Source organism: Streptomyces melanogenes (assembly GCF_014649795.1).
GTDB lineage: Bacteria > Actinomycetota > Actinomycetes > Streptomycetales > Streptomycetaceae > Streptomyces > Streptomyces noboritoensis.
The window spans coordinates 58,579-80,998 of record NZ_BMTS01000011.1; the positions used below are offsets into that span (position 1 = coordinate 58,579).

At 71.6% G+C, this 22,420-nt stretch carries 17 protein-coding genes; 5 read left to right on the top strand and 12 right to left on the bottom strand.

Annotated elements, in window-relative coordinates; translation table 11 throughout:
- The first annotated feature begins 186 nt into the window (after nucleotides 1-186).
- The gene (locus IE252_RS23650) at nucleotides 187-1,119 is read left to right on the top strand and encodes an FG-GAP repeat domain-containing protein (RefSeq protein ID WP_190091480.1); all 933 of its coding nucleotides are present in this window, start codon (nucleotides 187-189) and stop codon (nucleotides 1,117-1,119) included.
- 217 nt (nucleotides 1,120-1,336) lie between these two features.
- Nucleotides 1,337-2,257, top strand: a complete 921-nt coding sequence (locus tag IE252_RS23655) for an FG-GAP repeat domain-containing protein (RefSeq protein ID WP_229848756.1) — start codon at nucleotides 1,337-1,339, stop codon at nucleotides 2,255-2,257.
- Between the two features lie 88 nt (nucleotides 2,258-2,345).
- Here IE252_RS23655 and acnA read toward each other — a convergent pair whose 3' ends face one another.
- Complete coding sequence (gene acnA / locus IE252_RS23660; RefSeq protein ID WP_308434555.1) at nucleotides 2,346-5,060, bottom strand: aconitate hydratase AcnA; 2,715 nt, start codon at nucleotides 5,058-5,060, stop codon at nucleotides 2,346-2,348.
- A 366-nt stretch (nucleotides 5,061-5,426) separates the two neighbouring features.
- On the opposite strand from acnA, the gene IE252_RS23665 reads away from it, so the two are divergent.
- Nucleotides 5,427-6,953 carry a helix-turn-helix domain-containing protein gene (locus tag IE252_RS23665; RefSeq protein ID WP_190091483.1) on the top strand — a complete coding sequence of 509 codons (1,527 nt, stop codon included), beginning with the start codon at nucleotides 5,427-5,429 and terminating at the stop codon, nucleotides 6,951-6,953.
- Between the two features lie 86 nt (nucleotides 6,954-7,039).
- Here the strand turns inward: IE252_RS23665 and IE252_RS23670 are convergent, their stop codons facing one another.
- From IE252_RS23670 to IE252_RS23720, 11 genes are all read right to left on the bottom strand, one after another.
- Nucleotides 7,040-8,587, bottom strand: coding sequence for an MFS transporter (locus IE252_RS23670; protein WP_190091484.1), 1,548 nt, complete (start codon nucleotides 8,585-8,587; stop codon nucleotides 7,040-7,042).
- A gap of 144 nt (nucleotides 8,588-8,731) precedes the next feature.
- Nucleotides 8,732-9,442 (bottom strand): GntR family transcriptional regulator, encoded by a 711-nt coding sequence (locus tag IE252_RS23675; protein ID WP_190091485.1) that lies wholly within the window; start codon nucleotides 9,440-9,442, stop codon nucleotides 8,732-8,734.
- A gap of 28 nt (nucleotides 9,443-9,470) precedes the next feature.
- Nucleotides 9,471-10,424 (bottom strand): ornithine cyclodeaminase family protein, encoded by a 954-nt coding sequence (locus tag IE252_RS23680; protein WP_190091486.1) that lies wholly within the window; start codon nucleotides 10,422-10,424, stop codon nucleotides 9,471-9,473.
- 11 nt (nucleotides 10,425-10,435) lie between these two features.
- Entirely contained in the window at nucleotides 10,436-11,437 is a 1,002-nt protein-coding gene (locus IE252_RS23685; protein WP_190091487.1) for a proline racemase family protein, read from the bottom strand.
- 2 nt (nucleotides 11,438-11,439) lie between these two features.
- The gene (locus IE252_RS23690; RefSeq protein ID WP_190091488.1) at nucleotides 11,440-12,369 is read right to left on the bottom strand and encodes a dihydrodipicolinate synthase family protein; all 930 of its coding nucleotides are present in this window, start codon (nucleotides 12,367-12,369) and stop codon (nucleotides 11,440-11,442) included.
- A 119-nt stretch (nucleotides 12,370-12,488) separates the two neighbouring features.
- Nucleotides 12,489-13,919: an NAD(P)/FAD-dependent oxidoreductase gene (locus IE252_RS23695; protein ID WP_190091489.1), complete on the bottom strand. Its 1,431-nt coding sequence runs from the start codon at nucleotides 13,917-13,919 to the stop codon at nucleotides 12,489-12,491.
- Nucleotides 13,900-14,220: a (2Fe-2S)-binding protein gene (locus IE252_RS23700; protein WP_229848772.1), complete on the bottom strand. Its 321-nt coding sequence runs from the start codon at nucleotides 14,218-14,220 to the stop codon at nucleotides 13,900-13,902. Before IE252_RS23700 ends, IE252_RS23695 begins: the two co-directional genes overlap by 20 nt.
- Before the next feature lie 77 nt (nucleotides 14,221-14,297).
- Nucleotides 14,298-15,488 (bottom strand): NAD(P)/FAD-dependent oxidoreductase, encoded by a 1,191-nt coding sequence (locus IE252_RS23705; RefSeq protein ID WP_190091491.1) that lies wholly within the window; start codon nucleotides 15,486-15,488, stop codon nucleotides 14,298-14,300.
- An 80-nt stretch (nucleotides 15,489-15,568) separates the two neighbouring features.
- Nucleotides 15,569-17,926 carry a collagenase gene (locus IE252_RS23710; protein ID WP_190091492.1) on the bottom strand — a complete coding sequence of 786 codons (2,358 nt, stop codon included), beginning with the start codon at nucleotides 17,924-17,926 and terminating at the stop codon, nucleotides 15,569-15,571.
- 299 nt (nucleotides 17,927-18,225) lie between these two features.
- Nucleotides 18,226-18,624 (bottom strand): RidA family protein, encoded by a 399-nt coding sequence (locus tag IE252_RS23715; protein ID WP_190091493.1) that lies wholly within the window; start codon nucleotides 18,622-18,624, stop codon nucleotides 18,226-18,228.
- Complete coding sequence (locus IE252_RS23720) at nucleotides 18,621-19,730, bottom strand: acyl-CoA dehydrogenase family protein (protein WP_190091494.1); 1,110 nt, start codon at nucleotides 19,728-19,730, stop codon at nucleotides 18,621-18,623. Before IE252_RS23720 ends, IE252_RS23715 begins: the two co-directional genes overlap by 4 nt.
- Nucleotides 19,731-19,940: 210 nt before the next feature.
- Between IE252_RS23720 and IE252_RS23725 the strand changes: the two genes are divergently transcribed.
- Together IE252_RS23725 and IE252_RS23730 are read left to right on the top strand one after the other, a co-directional pair.
- Nucleotides 19,941-21,560, top strand: coding sequence for an AMP-binding protein (locus IE252_RS23725; RefSeq protein WP_190091495.1), 1,620 nt, complete (start codon nucleotides 19,941-19,943; stop codon nucleotides 21,558-21,560).
- A 4-nt stretch (nucleotides 21,561-21,564) separates the two neighbouring features.
- A complete protein-coding gene (locus tag IE252_RS23730; protein WP_190091496.1) occupies nucleotides 21,565-22,401 on the top strand; it encodes a PaaX family transcriptional regulator in 837 nt (278 codons plus the stop codon).
- The last annotated feature ends 19 nt before the right edge of the window (nucleotides 22,402-22,420 follow it).

The window sequence follows — 22,420 nt, forward strand, 5'->3', positions numbered from 1 at the left end:
CGGCCCTTTTGGGCGTTTTTGGGATACGGCGGGTGAACAAGGGCCAAGAAAGAGCTGTTGTCTTGGTCCCCTTTGGTGGTGGGCGGGTTGACAGGTAAAGGAGTCGTGAAACGATTCCGCTGAACTCGTGACGCGGCTCGGCACCCGAGCCGCTCCACGTCTCATTCACGACCAATGGAGACATACGTGGCCAAGATCTCTGGCCGTAAGCGTGGACGGATAGCTGCCCGCCTCGCTGCCGCGGCGGTTACCGCCGCCCTCGTCGGCACCGGCGCCTCCGCCTTCGCCGCCGACAACCCCTCGGCGAAGCCGTTCAAGGCTCCGGCGGCCAAGCCGGCCAAGGGCGCCCTGACGAGCGCGCAGGCGTCCAACGTGGGCGACGCCCCGGTGTTCGGCCTGTACGGCGTCGACAAGTCGAACACGGCTTGGTACTACGCCCCCGACGGCAACGGCGGCCTCGAGGGCCGTGTCGGCTTCGAGGGCAACACCGGCTGGAACCAGAAGTGGATCGGCCAGGTCGACCACAACGCCGACAGCCTGGCGGACGGCATCTGGCAGGCCGACTACAGCGGCAACCTGTACTACGCGGCCAACGACGGCAGCCAGCCGTGGAAGGTCGGCGGCGGCTGGAACACCTACAACACCCTGCTGTCCCCGGGCAACCTGGGCGGCGCGGGCGCGGGTGACCTGCTGGGCCGTGACGGTTCGGGCAACCTGTACCTCTACCTGGGCTACGGCGACGGCAAGATGACGTCCCGCTACCTGGTGGGCGGCGGCTGGGGCCAGTACACCCAGCTCGCGGGCAACGGCGACCTGACCGGCGACGGCAAGGCCGACATCGTGGCGCGCGGCGGCGACGGCACCCTGTGGCTCTACAAGGGCACCGGCAACTACAAGGCTCCCTTCGAGGGCCGGGTCAAGATCGGTGGTGGGTGGAACACCTACAACACGATCTTCGCTCCGGGCGACATCGACCTGGACGGCAAGGCGGACCTCATCGGCCGCAACGCCGCGGGCGAGCTGTACCTGTACAAGGGCACCGGCAACGCCGCGTCCCCGTACCAGGGCCGTACGAAGATCGGCACGAGCGGCTGGAACACCTACCGGCTGTTCTTCTGATCGACCGTCGGGTCCCTGACCCGAGGTGACGGAGGGCCGTACCGCTTCGGCGGTGCGGCCCTTCGGCGTACCGGCACGCACAGCCGAACCGGCCGTGACGATTCCCGCACAAACCTGTTTGGAGGATGTGAGAAACCCGTGAAACGATCTCGTTGATCCTATGGCGCGCCGCACGTCGTGTGGCACGCCATGTCTCAACAACTCCATGGAGAAATACGTGGCCAAGACTTCTGGCCGTAAGCGTGGACGCATAGCCGCGCGCCTCGCCACCGCGGCGGTCACCGCCGCCCTCGTCGCGACGGGCGCTTCCGCCGTCGCGGCGGACAACCCCGGCAAGTCGGCGACCGACGCCAAGCCGAAGGCGAAGACCGGCGTCACCGCGCCGCGTTCGAACTCGCTCGCCGCGGTCTCGTACTTCGCGCTGTACGGCGTCGAGCGCGACGGCTTCGTGTACGGTTACGCGCCCGACGGCAACGGTGGCCTCGAGTCCCGCCAGTACTCCGGCTACGGCTGGGACCGCACCCGGGACATCGCCCAGACCGACCTGAACAACGACGGCCACGCCGACGGCTTCTGGGCCCGCCAGAACAACGGCGACCTGCTCTACCAGCCCTTCGGCGGCCAGAACTTCAAGGTCGGCGGCGGCTGGAACACCTACAACCACGTGTGGGCAGTGGGCGACCTCGGCGGCGCCGGGGCCGGCGACCTGATCGCGCGTGACGGCAACGGCTACCTGTACCTGTACCTCGGGTACGGCAACGGCAACATGACGTCCCGCTACAAGGTCGGCGGCGGCTGGGGCCAGTACACGCAGATCGCCGGCAACGGCGACCTGACCGGTGACGGCAAGCCCGACATCGTCGCCCGCGACGGTGGCGGCACGCTGTGGCTCTACAAGGGCACCGGCAACTACAAGGCGCCGTTCGAGGGCCGCACCCGGATCGGTGGCGGCTGGAACGCGTACAACACCCTCGTGTCCGTCGGTGACATCACCGGTGACGGCCGCACCGACCTCATCGCCCGCGACGGCAGCGGCGCCCTGTGGCGCTACTCCGGCAACGGCAACGCCCGGGACCCCTTCGAGTCCAAGGTGAAGATCGGCAACGGCGGCTGGAACACCTACCGCCTGCTGTTCTGATCCGACCGGCTCTTCTCTGAAGCGCCGTGCATGACGAAGGGCCGCACCCCTCAGACGGGGTGCGGCCCTTCCTGCTGACCCGGGTCCGTTAGTTACGGATCAGGTTCCGCAGCACGTACTGCATGATGCCGCCGTTGCGGTAGTAGTCCGCCTCGCCGGGGGTGTCGATGCGGACCACCGCGTCGAAGTCCACGCCCGTGTCCGTGGTGACCTTCACCGTGCGCGGGGTCGTGCCGTCGTTCAGCTCGGTGACGCCCGTGATGGCGAAGGTCTCCTCGCCCGTCAGGCCCAGGGAGGCGGCCGTGGCGCCCTCCGGGAACTGGAGCGGGAGGACGCCCATGCCGATGAGGTTCGAGCGGTGGATGCGCTCGTAGGACTCGGCGACGACGGCCTTGACACCGAGCAGCGCCGTGCCCTTGGCGGCCCAGTCGCGGGACGAGCCCGAGCCGTACTCCTTGCCCGCCAGGATGACCAGCGGGGTGCCGGCGGCCTGGTAGTTCTGGGAGGCGTCGTAAATGAAGGAGACCGGCGCGCCCTCGACCGTGAAGTCGCGGGTGAAGCCGCCCTCGGTGCCCGGCGCGATCTGGTTGCGCAGGCGGATGTTGGCGAACGTGCCGCGGATCATGACCTCGTGGTTGCCACGGCGCGAGCCGTAGGAGTTGAAGTCACGGCGGGCGACGCCGTGCTCCGTGAGGTACTTGCCCGCCGGGGTGTCGGCCTTGATCGCACCGGCCGGGGAGATGTGGTCGGTGGTGACCGAGTCGCCCAGCTTGGCCAGGACGCGCGCGCCCGTGATGTCGGTGACCGGGGTCGTCTCCATCTGCATGCCCTCGAAGTAAGGGGGCTTGCGGACGTAGGTGGACTGCGGGTCCCACTCGAAGGTGTTGCCGGTCGGGATCGGCAGCGACTGCCACTGCGCGTCACCCGCGAAGACGTCCTGGTAGGACTTGTTGAACATGTCCTCGCCGATGGCGTTCGCCACGACGTCGTTGACCTCGGCCTCGGTCGGCCAGATGTCCTTGAGGAAGACCGGGTTGCCGTCGGTGTCCGTGCCGATGGCCTCGGTGGTGATGTCCACCTTCATGGAGCCCGCGATGGCGTACGCGACGACCAGCGGCGGGGACGCCAGGTAGTTCATCTTGACGTCGGGGTTGATCCGGCCCTCGAAGTTGCGGTTGCCGGAGAGCACCGAGGTGACCGCGAGGTCGTGCTCGTTGACCGCCTTCGAGATCTCCTCGTCCAGCGGACCGGAGTTGCCGATGCAGGTGGTGCAGCCGTAGCCGACCAGGTTGAAGCCCATCTTGTCGAGGTAGGGCGTCAGACCGGCCTTGTCGAAGTAGTCGGTGACGACCTTCGAGCCCGGGGCGAGCGTGGTCTTGACCCACGGCTTGCGGGACAGGCCCTTCTCGACCGCCTTCTTCGCGACGAGGGCCGCGGCCACCATCACGTACGGGTTCGAGGTGTTGGTGCAGGAGGTGATCGCGGCGACGGTGACGGCGCCGTGGTCGATCTCGTACGTCGAGCCGTCGGCGGCGACCACGGTGGTCGGGCGGCTCGGGACGCCGTTGGCGGCGGCCGGGGCGTCGGAGGCCGGGAAGGACTCCTTGCCCGCCTCGTCGTCGTCCTCGACGTAGTTGCGCACGTCCAGGGCGAACTGCTCGGCGGCGTTGGCCAGGACGATGCGGTCCTGCGGGCGCTTCGGGCCGGCGATGGAGGGGACGACCGTGGAGAGGTCGAGCTCCAGCTTCTCGGAGAAGTCGGGCTCGGCGGCCGGGTCCAGCCAGAGGCCCTGCTCCTTGGCGTACGCCTCGACGAGCGCGACCTGCTGCTCGGAGCGGCCGGTCAGACGCAGGTACTTCAGCGTCTCGCCGTCGATCGGGAAGATCGCGGCGGTGGAGCCGAACTCCGGCGACATGTTGCCGATGGTGGCGCGGTTGGCCAGCGAGGTGGCGGCGACGCCCTCGCCGTAGAACTCGACGAACTTGCCGACGACGCCGTGCTTGCGCAGCATCTCGGTGATCGTGAGGACCAGGTCGGTGGCGGTGGTGCCCGGGTTCAGCTCGCCGGTCAGCTTGAAGCCGACGACGCGCGGGATGAGCATCGAGACCGGCTGGCCGAGCATCGCGGCCTCGGCCTCGATGCCGCCGACGCCCCAGCCCAGCACACCGAGGCCGTTGACCATGGTGGTGTGCGAGTCGGTGCCGACCAGGGTGTCGGGGTAGGCCTGGCCGTTGCGGACCATGACCGTACGAGCGAGGTGCTCGATGTTGACCTGGTGGACGATGCCGGTGCCCGGCGGGACGACCTTGAAGTCGTCGAAGGCGGTCTGGCCCCAGCGCAGGAACTGGTAGCGCTCCTTGTTGCGGCCGTACTCCAGCTCCACGTTCTGGGCGAACGCGTCCTTGGTGCCGAACTTGTCGGCGATGACGGAGTGGTCGATGACCAGCTCGGCCGGGGAGAGCGGGTTGACCTTCGCCGGGTCGCCGCCGAGCTCCTTGACGGCCTCGCGCATGGTGGCGAGGTCGACGACACAGGGCACGCCGGTGAAGTCCTGCATGATCACGCGGGCCGGCGTGAACTGGATCTCCTGGCTGGGCTGCGCCTGGGAGTCCCAGCCGCCGAGCGCCCGGATGTGGTCGGCGGTGATGTTCGCGCCGTCCTCGGTACGGAGCAGGTTCTCCAGCAGCACCTTCAGGCTGTAAGGGAGGCGCGCGGAGCCCTCGACCTTGTCCAGCTTGAAGATCTCGTACGACTCGTCGCCCACCTGCAGCGTGCTGCGGGCGTCGAAGCTGTTCGCCGACACGACAGTCTCCTTCATATATGTGCGCGTTCCACCGCATCCTGCCGCCACGCTGGATAGCCAATCCGCTAAGGTAAGGCTAAGTTAGGTCACCCTTACCGCCACTTCGACGGTGACGTGCGGCCGCGGTGCGCCTCGGCAGATATCTCGATGTCGAGATAACTCTAGTACATGGGCGGCCGCCGGTCATGCGCGGGCACGCCCCGCACGCGTGCGCGGGCTGCCCCGAAGGGTCCCGGACGGATGCACTCCGGTTGCCCCGGCACCCCCGCCGCACCACCATCAGAACTGACGGTGCTTCACAGAGCCCTCACCCCGACGGCGCACCCCAAGAGGAATCTCATCTCATATGTGAGATAACCTGCCGCCATGTCAGACGACTACCTCGTACGCATCGGCAAGCTCATCCGTGACGCCCGGCAGCACCGGGGCTGGACACAGACGCAGTTGGCCGAGGCTCTGGGCACGAGCCAGAGCGCCGTGAACCGTATCGAGCGCGGGAACCAGAACATCAGCCTTGAGATGATCGCCCGCATCGGTGAAGCACTCGACAGCGAGATCGTCTCGCTCGGCTACGCCGGGCCCATGCATCTGCGGGTGGTCGGCCGGCGCCGCCTCTCCGGCTCCATCGACGTCAAGACGAGCAAGAACGCCTGCGTGGCGCTGCTCTGCGGCTCGCTCCTCAACAAGGGCCGCACCGTGCTGCGCCGGGTGGCCCGCATCGAGGAGGTCTTCCGGCTCCTGGAGGTGCTGAACTCCATCGGGGTGCGCACCCGCTGGATCAACGACGGCGTCGACCTGGAGATCGTGCCCCCGGCCGACCTCGACATGGACGGCATGGACGCGGAGGCCGCCCGCCGGACCCGCTCCATCATCATGTTCCTCGGCCCGCTGCTGCACCGCATGGACCGCTTCCGGCTGCCGTACGCGGGCGGCTGCGACCTCGGTACGCGCACCATCGAGCCGCACATGATCGCGCTGCGCCGCTTCGGCCTGGACATCACGGCCACCGAGGGCATCTACCACGCCGAGGTGACCCGGACCGCCCCGGACCGCCCGATCGTGCTGACCGAGCGCGGCGACACGGTGACCGAGAACGCGCTGCTGGCCGCCGCCCGCAACGACGGCGTCACCGTCATCCGCAACGCCTCCTCCAACTACATGGTCCAGGACCTCTGCTTCTTCCTGGAGGCGCTGGGCGTACGGGTCGACGGCGTCGGCACCACCACCCTGACCGTGCACGGCGTGCCGAACATCGACGTGGACGTCGACTACTCGCCGTCCGAGGACCCGGTCGAGGCGATGAGCCTGCTGGCCGCCGCGGTGGTCACCGAGTCGGAGCTGACGATCCGTCGGGTGCCGATCGAGTTCCTGGAGATCGAGCTCGCGGTCCTGGAGGAGATGGGCCTGGACCACGACCGCTCGGCGGAGTACGCCGCCGACAACGGCCGCACCCGGCTGATCGACCTCACGGTCCGCCCCTCCAAGCTGGAGGCGCCGATCGACAAGATCCACCCGATGCCGTTCCCCGGCCTCAACATCGACAACGTGCCGTTCTTCGCGGCGATCGCGGCCGTGGCGCAGGGCAAGACCCTCATCCACGACTGGGTCTACGACAACCGTGCGATCTACCTCACGGACCTCAACCGCCTCGGCGGCCGCCTCCAGCTCCTCGACCCGCACCGGGTGCTCGTCGAGGGCCCGACCCGCTGGCGCGCGGCGGAGATGATGTGCCCGCCCGCGCTGCGCCCGGCGGTGGTGGTCCTGCTCGCGATGATGGCGGCCGAGGGCACGTCCGTACTGCGCAATGTGTACGTGATCAACCGCGGCTACGAGGAGCTGGCGGAGCGGCTCAACTCGGTGGGCGCGCAGATCGAGATCTTCCGCGACATCTAGTAGCAAATCCCGCATACCGTCCGGCGGCTCGTCCCGTACACAGGCCGTCGGTCCCCGGTCCCTGAGATCGTCCCCGCCGGGCGGCCTCAGGGACCGGGGGTCATTCCGCCCTGGAGGCGCTCCAGGTCCGAGGGGCGGACCTGGATGACGAACAGGGCGATCACCGCCGCCACGACCGTGAAGATCGCGGCCACGATGAAGGCGGTGGAGACCCCCGAGGCGAGCACCTGGTCGCTCCAGGGGCGCGGCAGCTTGCCGGTGCGCTGGAACATCAGGCGCTCGGCGGGGGTCGCCTGGTGCAGGAACGTGGGCACCTGGTCGTTCGCCTCGTTGCGGCTGGCCGTGCCGAAGACCGTGACCAGGATGGACAGGCCCAGCGAGCCGCCCACCTGCTGGGTGGCGTTGAGCATGCCGGAGGCGGCGCCCGTCTCGTGCACGGGCACGCCCGAGACGGCCATCAGCGTCAGCGAGACGAAGTTCAGGCCCATGCCGAGGCTGAAGACGAGCATCGGGCCCAGGATGCTGCCCGCGTACGTGGAGTGGATGTCGGTGAGCGTCAGCCACGACAGGCCCGCCGCGGCCAGGACCGAGCCCGTCACCATGAAGGGCTTGGGGCCGTACTTGGGCAGCAGTTGCGAGGCGATCCCCGCGCCCACCGCGATGACGGCGCTGACCGGCAGGAAGGCGAGCCCGGCCTTCAGCGGGCTGAAGCCCAGCACGTTCTGCACGAACAGGGTGAGGAAGAAGAACATGCCGAAGATCGCTGCGGCGAGGCTCAGCATGATGCCGTAGGTGCCCGCGCGGTTGCGGTCGGCGAACATGTGCAGCGGTGTGATGGGCCGCTCCGAACGCCGCTCCACCAGGAAGAACACGACGAGCAGCAGCACGGCGGCGCCGAAGGACCCCAGGGTGTACGGGTCGCGCCAGCCCTCCTGGGCGGCCCGGATGAAGCCGTACACCAGCGCGGTCATGCCGAGCGTCGAGGTGAGCGCGCCGGCGAAGTCGAAATGGCCCGGATGGCGCTCGGACTCCTGGATGTGCCGGGGCGTCGCGATGACGATCAGCGCCGCGATCGGCACGTTGACGAAGAACACCCAGCGCCAGTCGAGCCATTCGACGAGCAGGCCGCCGGCGAGCAGGCCGATCGCGCCGCCGCCCGCGGAGACCGCCGCGAAGACGCCGAACGCCCGGTTGCGCTCGGGGCCTTCGGTGAACGTGGTGGTGATCAGGGCCAGCGCGGTCGGCGAGGCGATGGCGCCGCCGACGCCCTGGAAGGCGCGGGCGGCCAGCAACTGACCGGAGTCCTGGGACAGTCCGCCCAGCAGGGAGGCGACCGCGAAGAGCACGACGCCGAACATGAACACCCGGCGCCGGCCGAGGATGTCGCCGGTGCGGCCGCCGAGCAGCAGCAGCCCGCCGAAGGTGAGCGTGTAGGCGCTCACCACCCAGGCCAGGCTGGTGGTGGAGAAGTCCAGGGCGCTCTGGATGTGCGGCAGGGCGATGTTGACGATGGTGATGTCGAGCACCACCATCAACTGGCACGAGGCGATGACCAGGAGCGCGATCCCCTTGCCGCCGCCTCCGCGGTCGGGGGCGGCGGTGTCGGTCGTGGGTGTCGGCTGCGAACTCGTCATGGCGGACCTTGCCCTCGCACGAGGGACGGTGGACGGTCCCGTCCACCCCTCGACACTAAGCCCGGCCCCTGGGCCTCACCAGTCGATCAAGTCCCGGCCGCCCCAACGGCCCGCCGCTGCCCCGCAGTCGTCACCGTGCGCAGGTCAGCGGTTGCCCAGCGTGCGCTTGGGGCGCGGCTCCACCGGCTCGTCGCGGGCCTGCGCCCACAGCGAGCGGACGTGGCCGAGGTGGCGGGCCATGCACTCCTGGGCGGCGAGTTCGTCGCCCGCCACCATCAGGTCGAGCAGCTCGATGTGCTCCTCGGCCGAGGAGATGAGCTGGCCGCGCTCGTCGAGCCGGGTCAGTCCGTAGAGCCGGGAGCGCTTGCGCAGGTCGCCGACGGTCTCGACGAGCCGCTCGTTCCCGGCCAGGCCGAGGAGCTGGAGGTGGAAGCGGCGGTCGGCGTCGAGGTAGCCGATGAGGTTGTGGTCGCGCGCGTGGGCGACGATCTCCTCGGCGACGGGCCGCAGTTCCTCCAGCTGCTCCACGGTGGCGATCTGCGTCACCTTGCCGACGGTGGGCACCTCGATCATGGCGCGCAGTTCCGTGTACTGGTCGAGGTCGCGCTCGCTCACCTCGGTGATGCGAAAGCCCTTGTTCCGTACGGGTTCGACGAGGCCTTCGCGGGCCAGGTCGAGCATGGCCTCGCGGACCGGGGTGGCCGAGATACCGAAGTCCGCGGCCAGGCCCGGGGCGGAGTAGATGTTGCCGGGGCGGAGTTCACCGGCGACCAGGGCGGCGCGCAGGGCGTGGGCGACCTGGTCGCGCAGCCGCTCCTGGGCCGTGATGAGATTGCGCTGCTTCAGGTCGCCCATGGCACTTCCTCCGTGAATCCGCGGAGGCTCAGCGTACAATGTCACGTTGCCCCGTCGGGTCGCGCCGTGCACGGTGCCAGGCCGCCGCCACCGCCAGATCCTCCCAGGCCATGCCCACGCTTTTGAAGAGGCGCGGGCGATCGGATGGCACGGCGGCCCGCCCGTTGACGAGCTCGGCGAGGGTGCCCGTCACCTGACCGGGCCCGATCGCGCCCTCGGTCAGCGGGATCAGCAGATCGCCCGCCTCGCGCAGGGCCGCCGCCCGCGACTCCACGTACACCGCCGAGCACCGCACCAGCGCCGAGTCGGTCTCGCGGGCGTCCGGTTCGTGCGAGCCGACCGCGACCACGGTGGCCCCGTCCGCGACGAGCCGGCCGTCGAACAGCGGCTCGCGCGCGGTGGTGCAGCAGATGACGAGGTCCGCGTCGCGCACGTCGTCCGGGGCGCCGCCCCGCGCCTCCACCCCGAGCGTACGGGCGTGCGCCACCAGCGCCTCGACGGCCTCGGGGTTGCGGGCGACCACGGTGACGTCCTTCAACTCCCGTACGGCCAGGGCCGCCCGCAGATGTCCGTACGCCTGCGGGCCCGCGCCGAACAGGACGAGCCGGGCCGCCTCGGGAGCGGCCAGGTGCGCGAGCGCGACGGCGGAGACGGCCGGGGTGCGCAAGGTCGTCAGGGCCGCGCCGTCCAGGAGGGCGAGCGGCAGCAGGGTCGCGCCGTCCAGGAGCAGATAGCTGCCCGTGATCCTGGGCAGGCCGCGCGCGGGGTTGGCCGGGGCGACGCCCGCGATCTTCACCCCCGCGTACGATCCGGAGGCGGCGGGCATCAGTAGCAACTCCCCCGCCGCGACCGGCATGTTGACGCGCGGCGGGTCCGACTCGGGGTCGAACCCGTCGCGCAGCACCTCCGCCACCGCCTCGGCGGCCGCGGCGGGCGTGAGCAGGCGCGCGATCTCCTCGGCGCCGACCAGGGCGAGATCCATGCCGGGTTCGTTCACAGCAGGAAGCCCGCCGGGAAGGGGTCGGACGGGTCCAGGAAGTACTGGGCCGTCCCGGTGATCCAGGCGCGTCCGGTCACCGTCGGCACGACCGCCGCGAGGCCGCCGACGGTGGTCTCCTCGACGAGCCTGCCGGTGAACTCCGTACCGATGAAGGACTCGTTGACGAAGTCGCGGTGGAGCGGGAGTTCGCCCCGGGCGTGCAGCTGCGCCATCCGGGCGGAGGTGCCGGTGCCGCACGGGGAGCGGTCGAACCAGCCCGGGTGGATCGCCATGGCGTGCCGGGAGCGGACCGCGTCCGAGCCGGGCGCGGCGAGGTAGACGTGTTTGACGCCGCCGATCTCCGGGTTCTCCGGGTGCACCGGCCGGTCGGTGGCGTTGATGGCGTCCATGATCGCGAGCCCGGCGGCGAGCAGGTCGTCCTTGCGCGCCCGGTCGAAGGGCAGCCCGAGGTCGTCGAGGTGGACGAAGGCGTAGAAGTTCCCGCCGTACGCGATGTCGTAGGTGACCGTGCCGTGGCCGGGCACCTCCACCTTGCGGTCGAGTCCGAGGCAGAAGGACGGCACGTTGGTGAGCGTGACGGACTTCGCCTCGCCGTCCGCCACTTGGACGTCGACGCTGACCAGCCCGGCGGGGGTGTCGAGGCGGACGGTGGTGACCGGCTCGGTCACCGGCACCATGCCGGTCTCCACCAGCACGGTGGCCACGCCGATCGTCCCGTGGCCACACATCGGCAGCAGTCCGGAGACCTCGATGTACAGGACGCCGTAGTCGGCGTCGGGGCGGGTGGGCGGCTGGAGGATCGCGCCGCTCATGGAGGCGTGGCCGCGCGGCTCGTACATCAGCAGCGTGCGGAGGTCTTCGAGGTGGTCGAGGAAGTGGAGCCGCTTCTCGGCCATGGTCGCGCCCGGGATGACACCGACGCCGCCGGTGATCACCCGGGTGGGCATGCCCTCGGTGTGCGAGTCGACCGCGTGGTAGACGTGACGTGTGCGCATGGTCAGCGGAGCCCTTCCGCGAGTGCCTTCTCGGTGGCCGCGCGGACGGCGGACTCCTGGTCCCCGACGAGCCTCGCGCGCGGCGGCCGGACCGGTCCGCCGGGCCGTCCGGCGATGTCCATGGACAGTTTGATGGCCTGCACGAACTCGGTCTTGGAGTCCCAGCGCAGCAGCGGGTGCAGCGACTTGTAGAGCGGCAGGGCGGTCTCCAGGTCCCCGGCGACGGCGGCGCGGTAGAGGGTGGCCGAGGCGGCGGGCAGCGCGTTGGGGTACCCGGCGACCCAGCCGACCGCGCCCGCGAGGGCGAGTTCGAGGAGGACGTCGTCGGCTCCGATCAACAGGTCGAGCTCCGGGGCGAGTTCGGCGAGTTCGTACGCCCGGCGCACATCCCCGCTGAATTCCTTGACCGCGACGATGCTGCCGTCCCGGTGGAGTTGGGCAAGGAGCGCAGGCGTCAGGTCCACCTTGGTGTCGTACGGGTTGTTGTACGCGACGACCGGCAGCTCGGCCCGGGCCACCTCGGCGTAGTGGGCGCGCACCGTCACCTCGTCGGCGCGGTAGGCGTTCGGCGGGAGCAGCAGGACCGAGCCCGCGCCCGCCTCGGCGGCCTGCTCGGCCCAGCGGCGGCTCTCGGCGCTGCCGTAGGCCGCGACGCCGGGCATCACCCGGTCCCCGTCGCCCGCCGCTTCCACGGCGACTTGGACGACACGGGTCCGTTCCTCGTCGGTGAGGGTCTGGTACTCGCCGAGGGAGCCGTTCGGTACGACACCGTCGCAGCCGTTGTCGATCAGCCAGCGCACATGGTCGGCGTAGGCGTCGTAGTCGACGGACAGGTCCTCGCGCAGGGGCAGGGCGGTGGCGACCATGATGCCGCGCCAGGGCTGCCGGGCGGCGGAGGAGCGGGCGGACACGGCGGTCTGGGCAGACGTCATCGATGACTCCCTCATGTGGTGTGTGACATTTTACTGAACGCTGTACGGCGGCCACAAGAGGCGCACCAGGGTGATGACGGACGCCTTCGATGTGCGGATGGCGGCCTCGCGGGTCGCGGTCAGCTTGCGGACGGCGGTAGTTGGGCGAGGTGGCCGAGCTCCACCGGGCAGGACAGCGGCCGCCGGTCCTCGGCCGGCGCGCCACCCGCGAGGCAGGCCACGGCCTGGCCGCACATCCTGCCCTGGCACCAGCCCATACCGGCCCTGGTCAGCAGTTTCACGCTCCGGGCGTCATACGCGCCGAGCTCCGCCACGGCCTCCCTGATCCGCCCCGCCGGGACCTCCTCGCAGCGGCACACCAGGGTCGCGTCGTCCAGCCACCCGGTCCAGCCGTCGCCGGGCCGGTGCGCGGCCGCCATCGCCCCGGCAAACCGGCGCAGCCGCGCCCGCCTGCGCACCAGAGCGGCGATCCCTCGCGGACGTCGGGTTCCGTGCAGCTCGTACGCGATCGCCGCCGCCGCCAACTCACCCTCGGTGAGGGCCAGTTGAGCGCCGCCGATGCCGCCGGTCTCCCCCGCCGCCCAGATCCCGGGCACGGAGGTGCGCTGCGCGGCGTCGAGCTCCAGGGCGAGGGTGTCGTCGGCGGTACGACGGGTGGCGCAGCCCAGGCCGGTCGCCAGCTCCAGCTGGGGGACGAGCCCGTGGCCGACCGCGAGCGCGTCGCACGGCACCCGGCGCTCGCTGCCCGGCACGGGCCGCCAGTCGCGGTCGAGCCGGGACACCGTCACGGCCTCGACGCGGCCGGTGCCGTGCGCGGCCGTCACCGCGTGCCGGGTCAGCAGCCGCACCCGGTGCCGCAGCAGCCCGCCGCCGTACAGCGCGCCCTCGCCCAGTTTGCCGGGGTTGCGGACGAGCGCGGGCAGTTCGCGTGCGTACGAGGTGTACGCGGACGCCTCGACCACGGCCGGGACGGTGGCGCCGGCCGCCGCGAGCGAGGCGGCGACGGCGAGCAGCAGCGGGCCGCTGCCCGCCACCACGACCCGCTGGCCGGGCAGCACCAGGCCGGACTTCAGCATGGCCTGCGCCCCGCCCGCGCCGACGACGCCGGGCAGGGTCCAGCCGGGGAAGGGCAGTTGGCGTTCGTACGCCCCGGTCGCCAGCAGCACCGCCCGCGCCCGGACCGCGGCCGGACGCTCCTCGCCGCCGGGGCCGCTCGCGACCGCGTGCAGCAGCCACTCCCCCGTGGCCGCGTCCCGTACGACCGTCCAGACGTGGTGGGCGGCGAGGTGGGTGACGCGGCCCGCCCGGCGGTGGGCTTCGAGCCGGGACGCGCGCGTGGCGAACGCCTCCCAGTCGTGGTGCAGCGCCTCGGGCCGGGCGGCGCCGAGGCCGGGCGCCGGGTGCCGGTAGAACTGCCCGCCGGGCCGCTCCCCGGCGTCCAGGACGGTCACGCTCAGGCCGAGGTCGGCGGCGGCCACGGCGGCCGCGAGCCCGGCGGGCCCGGCGCCGACGACGGCCAGGTCGGACGGCTCAGACGGCGAGGTCGGCATGGCCCGTGCCCTCCTGGGTGGTGATCGCGTCGCCGGGGCGGGCCGCGACGAGGCAGGCGCGCTGGTTGGGGCGCCCGTTGACGGTGGCGAGGCAGTCGTAGCAGGCGCCGATCCCGCAGAACGCGCCGCGCGGCTCGCCCCCCGCGCGCGTGGTGCGCCAGGAGAGGATCCCGGCGGCCCAGAGCGCGGCGGCGATGCTCTGCCCAGGCAGGGCGGTGATCGTCCGGCCGTCGAAGGTGAGGTCGAAGGCGGGGCCGGGGGTCGCCCGGACGAGGGCGGCGGGCGAGGAGGCGCCCCTCAGGGAAACGGCCTTCCGGGAGGGGCGGTCGGGGTCGGGGCGGCTCGCCGCAGACCCGTCCTCCGATTCGTACACCTTCGTCATCGGCCCGCCCCCCGCTCGTACTCACCGTCGTGCTCTTCCCCCGCGAACCGGTCGGGCCTGAACGGCCGGAGGTCCAGGGCCGTCCGCTCGCCCCGCAGTGCCGAGGCGAGCAGCAGGCCGGTGGCCGGTGCGAGGCCGATGCCCGCGCCCTCGTGGCCGCACGCGTGCAGCAGGCCCGGCACCCGGGGGTCGGGGCCGATCGCGGGCAGGTGGTCGGGGAGGTAGGGGCGGAAGCCGTGGTACGTACGGATCGCGCGGACGCCCGTGAGGACCGGGAAGAGGGCGGCGGCCTGGGCGGCGAGGCGGCGCAGCGCCTCGGTGGAGAGGGCGCGGTCGAAGCCCACGCGCTCGCGCGTGGCGCCGATCAGGACCGGTCCCGCGGCCGTCCCCTCGACCACCGCGGAGGACTGGAGCGCGGCCGAGCCGCTGGCGACGTCCGCGATGTAGTCGGCGGCGTACACCTTGTGCCGCACCAGGCGCGGCAGCGGCTCGGTGACCAGGACGAAGCCGCGGCGGGGCAGCACCGGCAGCGAGGTGCCCGCGAGGGCCGCGACCTCGCCGCCCCAGGTCCCGGCCGCGTTGACGACGGCCGGGGCGAGCAGGTCGCCCTGCGGGGTGCGGACGCCCCGGACGCGGCCGTCCGGTCCGGTGAGGACGTCCTTGACCTCCTGGTCCAGATGGACCTCGGCGCCGAACTGGCGTGCCGCGCGCAGGAGTTGCGCGGCCGCCTGGGCGGGCTGGACCTGGGCGTCCTGCGGGTAGAGGAAGCCGCCGGCGAGGCCGGGGGCGAGATGGGGCTCCAGGTCGTACAGCCGGTCGGGGGCGATCTCCCGCGCCCGCACCCCGGCCTTGCGCTGCTCCTCGGCGAACGCGCGCAGCGCCGTGAGAGCGGCCTCGTCGGGCGCCACGACGAGACCGCCCTTGGGCTCGTACTCGATCTCCGGTGGGAGGACGTGGGCGAGGTCGCGCCAGAGTCGGGTGGACAGCAGCGCGAGGTCGAGCTCGGGGCCCGCCTCCTTGTCGGAGACGAGCAGATTGCCTTCCCCCGCACCCGTGGTGCCGCCCGCGACGGGGCCGCGGTCGACCACCGCGACGCGGAGTCCGGAGCGCCCCGCGTAGTACGCGCAGGCCGCGCCGACGACTCCGGCGCCGACGATCACGGCGTCGAGGGAGTGTCTCTTGGGCACCACAGTAATATGTCACATTCCTCTAGGGCGGCCAAGGGGCCGGCGCGGTCGGAGTCGCCCCGGCCCCGAGAGGCGGGACGTCAGCTGCGCAGCGGGCCCTCACAGGAGTAAGTGGAGGTGCCGCCCTTCTTGTTGGACCAGATGTCCACTGTTCCGAAGGAGCAGTTCATGTCGGCGAAGTTGTTGCCGCCGTCTTCCGACCGGCCGAGGAGGAAGTAGTCGACGGTGTCGGACATGTCCACGAAGACCTGGTCCGGGTCGTTCGCGTCGGCCAGGTTCGCGGTGATCTTCCCCGTGCAGATGAACCGGTTCTTGCCTGGGTCGCCGTTCTGGACGCAGTCCGGCTGGCTGTAGGTGGACTTGGCGAACGCGGTGCGCACGCCCGACAGGGCGGAGTACTTCAACTTGGCGTTGGGGGTGTACTTGGTGTCGGGCACGTACAGCGTGTCCACCTTGGCTATCTGCTCGTCCAGGAACGCGTTGTACTCGGTCTGCAGTTCCGCGTCCCGGCCCATCCGGTTGCGCCAGGCGTCGAAGCCCGCCGGGTCGTCCGCGCGCAGATAGCCGTACATCTCCCGCAGCAGCGAGGGCCGCTCGTTCCACAGGAACTCGAAGAAGGTGCCCGCGTAGTTGTAGAAGCGGAAGCCGTCGCCGTCGTACGTGGCGTGCAACAGCTGGTCGACGCTCATCCGCGGGCCGCCGCGCGCGGTGTCGTTGATGATGCCCTTGACCAGCGACTTGCGTACGGCGATGCCGTCGTCGCGGGTGCCGCCGTCGAAGAACTCGGCGGTCCCCTCGTCCATGGCGGTGGTGCGGTCGCCGGTGTACCAGGCGCCCTGCCCGAACGTCCCGGGCACCGCCCAGCGGCCGTTGAGGTAGTGCGTGTACTCGTGCCGGAAGAGCTCTTCGAGGGTGAGGGAGGAGTCCTGCGGCACCCGGCGCTGGTAGGTGTAGAAGGTGGCGCCGTCCTCGATGTACATCCCTCCGTTGTTGGTGGAGAAGCCGGTGAGGAACGGCTGGTAGACCTCGTAGTCGGCGCGCGAGGCGTACAGGTGGATGTGGAGGGTGCTGTTGGTGTCCCCCGCGAGCGGCTTGTCGGTGCCGAGCACCCGGAAGTACTGCGACTTCACCTGCTTGCTCGCGTAGTAAAGCTGGTCGACGGTGGCCTGGTCGAGGGCGGTGCGGACCTGGATGGCGCCGTTGTCGTAGGTGTAGGTATGGGTGAAGAGCTGGTTCTCGACCTGGTCCTTGCACACGTTGTACGTGGCGCACTGGCCGTAGAAGTTGAGCCAGCTCGCGAGCGAGAGCCAGGGGGCGCTGATCTTGCCGAAGTTCGCCGCGGTGGTCGGCAGCAGGGCGCCGAGGTCGGGGACGATCTGGCTCTTGACGGCGTCGATCTGGCCGAAGCGGCCGTACTCCGACAGCGCATCGCGGACCACCCAGGCATTGGCCGTGTCCTTGAGGTGGGTGTAGCCGGAGAAGGCGCGGAAGGCGGCGCGGTAGGCGGGGTCGGCGGCCGCGGCGGTCTGGAACGCGGTGTCCTTGTTGCCCGGGTAGACGCCGAGGTAGTTGACGGAGAGCGCGGCGAGCGCGGCGCCGGCCCAGTCCGTGCTGGTGGCGGTCGGGGCACCCGGCGCCATGGTCGCCAGGACCCGCTTGATCAGGGGGAGCTGGTGCTGGCGCAGGCCCGGCGCGCTCGCGGCGTACAGCGCCTCGCGCAGGGTCTGGGCGTTCTGCGGGGTGACGTCGAAGGTGTGCGCGGCGTTGCCGAGCGCGGCGACGGCCTCGCGCATCGCGTCGACCGTGGGCTGGTCGGTGACGTCGATCTCGTCGTGCCCGTAGTCCTGGTACGCGACCGCGTGGAGGTAGGTGAACAGTTCCAGCAGATGGCTGCTGTTCTTGCCGTCGTGGGAGGCGGCGAGGCTGGTGGCGCGACGGGCGACGGCTTGTACGTGGGCGTCGGACATGACCGGCGCCAGGCGCGCGTCCCAGGTCCAGACGAGCCCGCGCAGACAGCCGTCGGCGGTGACCGCCGGGTCGGTGAGGAAGTCGGCGAGCCCCTGCGGGCTCAGGCCGGTGATGCCGTCGAGGGTGCACGCGACCCCGGCGGCGCGCAACCCCTTGTGGGCGGCGGGGGCGACCGCGCGGGTCTGCGGCCCGGCTATGCGCCCGTCCTGCTGGCCGCCGGGGGCGGGCAGCTGACGGGCCGTCTGCTTGGGCGCCTTGGCGATATGGTCGACCTCGTCGAAGGGGTTCGCCCCCGTGCCGGTGGCCGGGGCGGGCCGACCAGCGAAAGTGCTGGGGAGCGCGCGTGAGGCGTCAGCCTTGGCGGGGTGCGGGGCCTGCGCGGCTTGCGCGGCCTGCCCGGCGGTGACGAGCAGGGTCGCCGCGACGGCGGCGGCGAGCAGCGGCTTGCGCGCGGATCTGAGCTGGGACACCGAAGTCTCCTGTGTGGGAGGTGGGTTGGGGGTGGCGCTGCGGTGCGGGGATGCGTGTACGTGTCGTGCGGCTGCGGCTCTATCGGGCGGTCCGGTGTGCCGGGGCACGGCGAAGCCGCCCCGAAGTAGGGCTGAATCGCCTGGTTCTGTACGGCAGTTGGGGATCTGGTGAGCCGCCGCGTGAGCTGTAACATAGTAATGTGAAATTGCACTGACAAGACTTGTGCGGGGTCTAATTCCCGGCTAGGCGCGGCGGGGGGTGAGGGTGACGGTCGGGGGTGGCGGTCAGCTGACAGTCGTCAGTCCAACACCGCGAACCCGTCCAGCTCGACCCGCGCCTGCTCGTCCCACAGCCGTACGACGCCGATCACCGCCATCGCGGGATAGTCTCGCCCGGCCAACTGCCGCCAGATGAGCCCGAGTTCGTGCGCCCGGGCGCGATAGTCCGCCACGTCCGTGGTGTACACGGTGACCCGGGCCAGGTCGGCCGGGGTGCCCCCGGCCGCGGCGAGCGCGGCGAGGAGGTTGGTGAGCGCGGTCCGGAACTGCTTGGGCAGCGTCTCGCCCACCACCTTGCCGTCGGCGTCGAGCGCGGTCTGGCCCGCGAGGAAGACCAGCCGCCCGCCGGTGGCGACGACGGCGTGGCTGAAGCCGGTGGCCGGGGAGAGGTCGGCGGGGTTCACCCGGTGGAGGCTCATCGGTACAGCTCCTTCGCGATGATCGTGCGCTGCACCTCGGTCGCGCCCTCGTAGATGCGGGGCGCGCGCACCTCGCGGTAGAGGTGTTCGAGCAGATGGCCCCGCCGCAGCGCCCGCGCGCCGTGCAGTTGGACGGCCGCGTCGACGACGTACTGCGCGGTCTCCGTGGCGAGCAGCTTCGCCATCGCCGAGTACTTGGGAACCTCCGGTGCCCCCCTGTCGTACGCGGCGGCCGCCCCGTACACCAGCAGGCGCGCCGCCTCCGTGCGGGTCGCCATCTCCGCGACCTGGTGGGCGACCGCCTGGAGGTCCTTGAGCGGGCCGCCGAACGCGCTGCGGCGCGCGGTGTGCGCGACGGTCGCGTCCAGCGCCGCCTGCGCCATGCCGACCGCGAACGCGCCGACGCTCGGCCGGAACAGGTTCAGCGTGCCCATGGCGACGCGAAAGCCCCGGTCGGGCTCCCCCAGGACGTCGTCCGCGCCGACGCGCACCCCATCGAAGACGAGCGTCCCGACCGGGTGCGGGGAGAGCATGTCGAGGGCGGTGCCGCTCAGCCCGGACCGGTCGGCGGGGACCAGGAAGGCGGTCACCCCGCGTGCTCCGGCGCCCTCGGTGGTCCGGGCGAACACGGTGCAGAAGTCGGCCTCGGGGGCGTTGGAGATCCAGCATTTCTCGCCGCTGAGCCGCCAACCGCCGCTGTCCCGCTCGGCCTTGAGGGCGAGGGCGGCCGCGTCGGAGCCCGCGTCCGGCTCGCTCAGCGCGAAGGCGGCCACGGCCCGCCCGGAGGTGACCTCGGGCAGCCAGCGGGCCCGCTGCGCCTCGGTGCCGTGCGCGGCCACGGGGTGGGCGCCGAGCCCCTGAAGGGCGAGCGCGGTCTCCGCCTCGGTGCACGCGTACGCCAGCGACTCGCGCATCAGACACAGGTCGAGCGCGCCCGAGGCGAACAGCCGCTCAAGGAGCCCGAGCCCGCCGAGGGCGGCGACGAGTGGCCGGTTCACGCGCCCCGGGTCACCCTTGTCCGCAAGGGGACGCAACCGCTCCGCGGCGGTGGTGCGCAGCCATGCGCACCACTCCTGCTGCTCCGGCTCCAGCGCGAATGCGGGCATGGCGGCCCCTCTCGTCTCGCGTCCAGTCTCGCTGCGTCCCCGCCGTGTTCCGTCCACCGACTCCAGGGTTTTGGGCCGACCGGGCTCGTGAACCCGTCCCCACCGACCCGTGAGCCGTCCTTACCAACCCGTGAAACTGCCCTTATCGCGAACCGTTGACTGTCGTCATCCAAACGATACGCTCCAGATGCGACAAGGGGGCGATCCCGTATGGAGCTGAAGACCTCAGCGCATGCCGACACGTTTTCCCGCGACCATCTGCCGCCCGCCGATCAGTGGCCGGAACTGGTCTTCGACCTCCCCGAGCTGCGCTACCCCGAGCGGCTCAACTGCGGTGCCGAGCTCCTGGACCGCACCATCGAGCGGTTCGGCGCGGACCGGCCCGTCTTCCGTACGGCGGAGGGCGCCCCCTGGACGTACGGCGAGCTGCGCACCCGGGTCGACCGGATCGCCCACGCCCTCACCACCGACCTCGGTGTGGTCCCGGGCAACCGGGTGCTGCTGCGCGGGCCCACCACGCCGTGGCTGGCCGCGTGCTGGCTGGCGGTGATGAAGGCGGGCGCGGTGGCCGTCACCGTACTGGCCCAGCAGCGGGCCCACGAGCTCGCCACCATCTGCGAGCTCGGCCGGATCGGGCACGCCCTGTGCGACGCGCGGTCGCTGGCGGACCTGGAGAAGGCCGCCGTGCCGGGCCTGCGCATCACCCCCTACGGGGGTGAAACGGCCGGCGACCTGCTGCGCCTCGCCGACGCGCCCACGGCCCGGGAGCCGTTCACGGCCGTGGCGACGGCGGCGGACGACGTGGCGCTGATCGCGTTCACCTCCGGCACCACCGGCCGCCCCAAGGGCTGTATGCACTTCCACCGGGACGTGCTGGCCATCGCGGACACCTTCGCCCGGCACGTCCTGCGCCCCAGGCCCGACGACGTCTTCGCGGGCAGCCCGCCGCTCGGCTTCACGTTCGGCCTGGGCGGCCTGGTCGTCTTCCCGATGCGGGCGGGCGCCTCCTCGCTGCTGCTCGAACAGTCGGGCCCCAAGCAGCTGCTGCCCGCCCTCGCCCGGCACCGGGTCTCCGTCCTGTTCACCGCGCCGACCGCCTACCGGGCGATGCTGGAGGAGCTCGACGGGTACGACGTGGGGGCGCTGCGGCGCTGTGTGTCGGCCGGGGAGAACCTGCCCGCCGCGACCTGGCGCGCGTGGCACGAGCGCACCGGGCTGCGCATCATCAACGGCATCGGCGCCACCGAACTGCTGCACATCTTCATCTCGGCGGCGGACGACGACATCAGACCGGGCGCCACCGGGAAGCCGGTGCCCGGCTGGCACGCGCGCGTGGTCGACGCCTCGGGTCAACCGGTGGTGGACGGCGAACCGGGTCTGCTCGCGGTGCGCGGACCGGTCGGCTGCCGCTATCTGGCCGACCCCCGCCAGTCGGAGTACGTCAAAGGAGGCTGGAACCTCACCGGCGACACCTATGTGCGCGAGCCCGACGGCTACTTCCGCTATGTCGCCCGCGCCGACGACATGATCATCTCGGCCGGGTACAACATCGCGGGCCCGGAGGTGGAGGACGCGCTGCTGCGCCACCCGGACGTGGTGGAGACGGCGGTGATCGGACGCCCCGACGAGGCACGCGGGCAGGTGGTCGTGGCGTACTGCGTGCTGCGCGAGGGGGTGGTGGGCGGCGAGGTCACGGCCGGGCTGCTGCGCGACCACGTGAAGGCCGAGCTCGCCCCCTACAAGTGCCCGCGCGAGGTCGTCTTCCTCGACGCCCTCCCCCGGACGCCGACCGGCAAGCTGCAGCGCTTCCGGCTGCGGGCCCTAGAGTGATCACGTGGCCGAGCAGCACACACCCCGATCCTTGATCGTCACCCTCTACGGCGCGTACGGGCGCGAGACGGCCGGCTCCCTCGCGGTCGCCGAGCTGATCCGCCTGCTCGCCGCCGTGGGCGTGGACGCCCCGTCCGTACGGTCGTCGGTCTCCCGGCTCAAACGGCGCGGGCTGCTGGTGCCCGAGCGCACCGCGAGCGGCGCCGCCGGGTACGCCCTGTCCGCCGACGCGCGCCAGTTGCTCGACGACGGCGACCGCCGCATCTACCCGCACGCGCGGCCACGCGCGCGTGACGGCTGGGTCCTGGCCGTCTTCTCGGTCCCCGAGTCGGAGCGCAACAAGCGCCATGTGCTGCGCTCCCGGCTCGCGGGACTCGGCTTCGGCACGGCGGCGCCCGGCGTGTGGATCGCCCCGGCGCGGCTGTACGACGAGACCCGGCACACCCTGGAACGGCTCCAACTCGCTCCGTACGTCGACCTGTTCCGGGGCGAGCACCTGGGCTTCGCGCCGACGGCCGAGGCGGTCGCCCGGTGGTGGGACCTGACGGCGATCGCCAAGCAGCACGACGAGTTCCTGGGCCTGCACGAACCCGCGCTGCGAGCCTGGGAGGCCCGCGCGCAGACCTCGTCCGAGGTGCCGCCCGAGGAGGCCTACCGGGACTATCTGCTCGCCCTGGACTCCTGGCGCCGCCTCCCGTACGCGGACCCGGGCCTGCCCGCCGCCCTGCTGCCGCCCGACTGGCCTGGCGAGCGGTCGGCGACGGTGTTCCACCGCCTGCACGCCCGACTGCGGGACGCGGGGGCGGCGTTCGTACGGCGGGAGCCGGGGGCTGACGGCTGAGTGCTGCCGGACCCCTCCG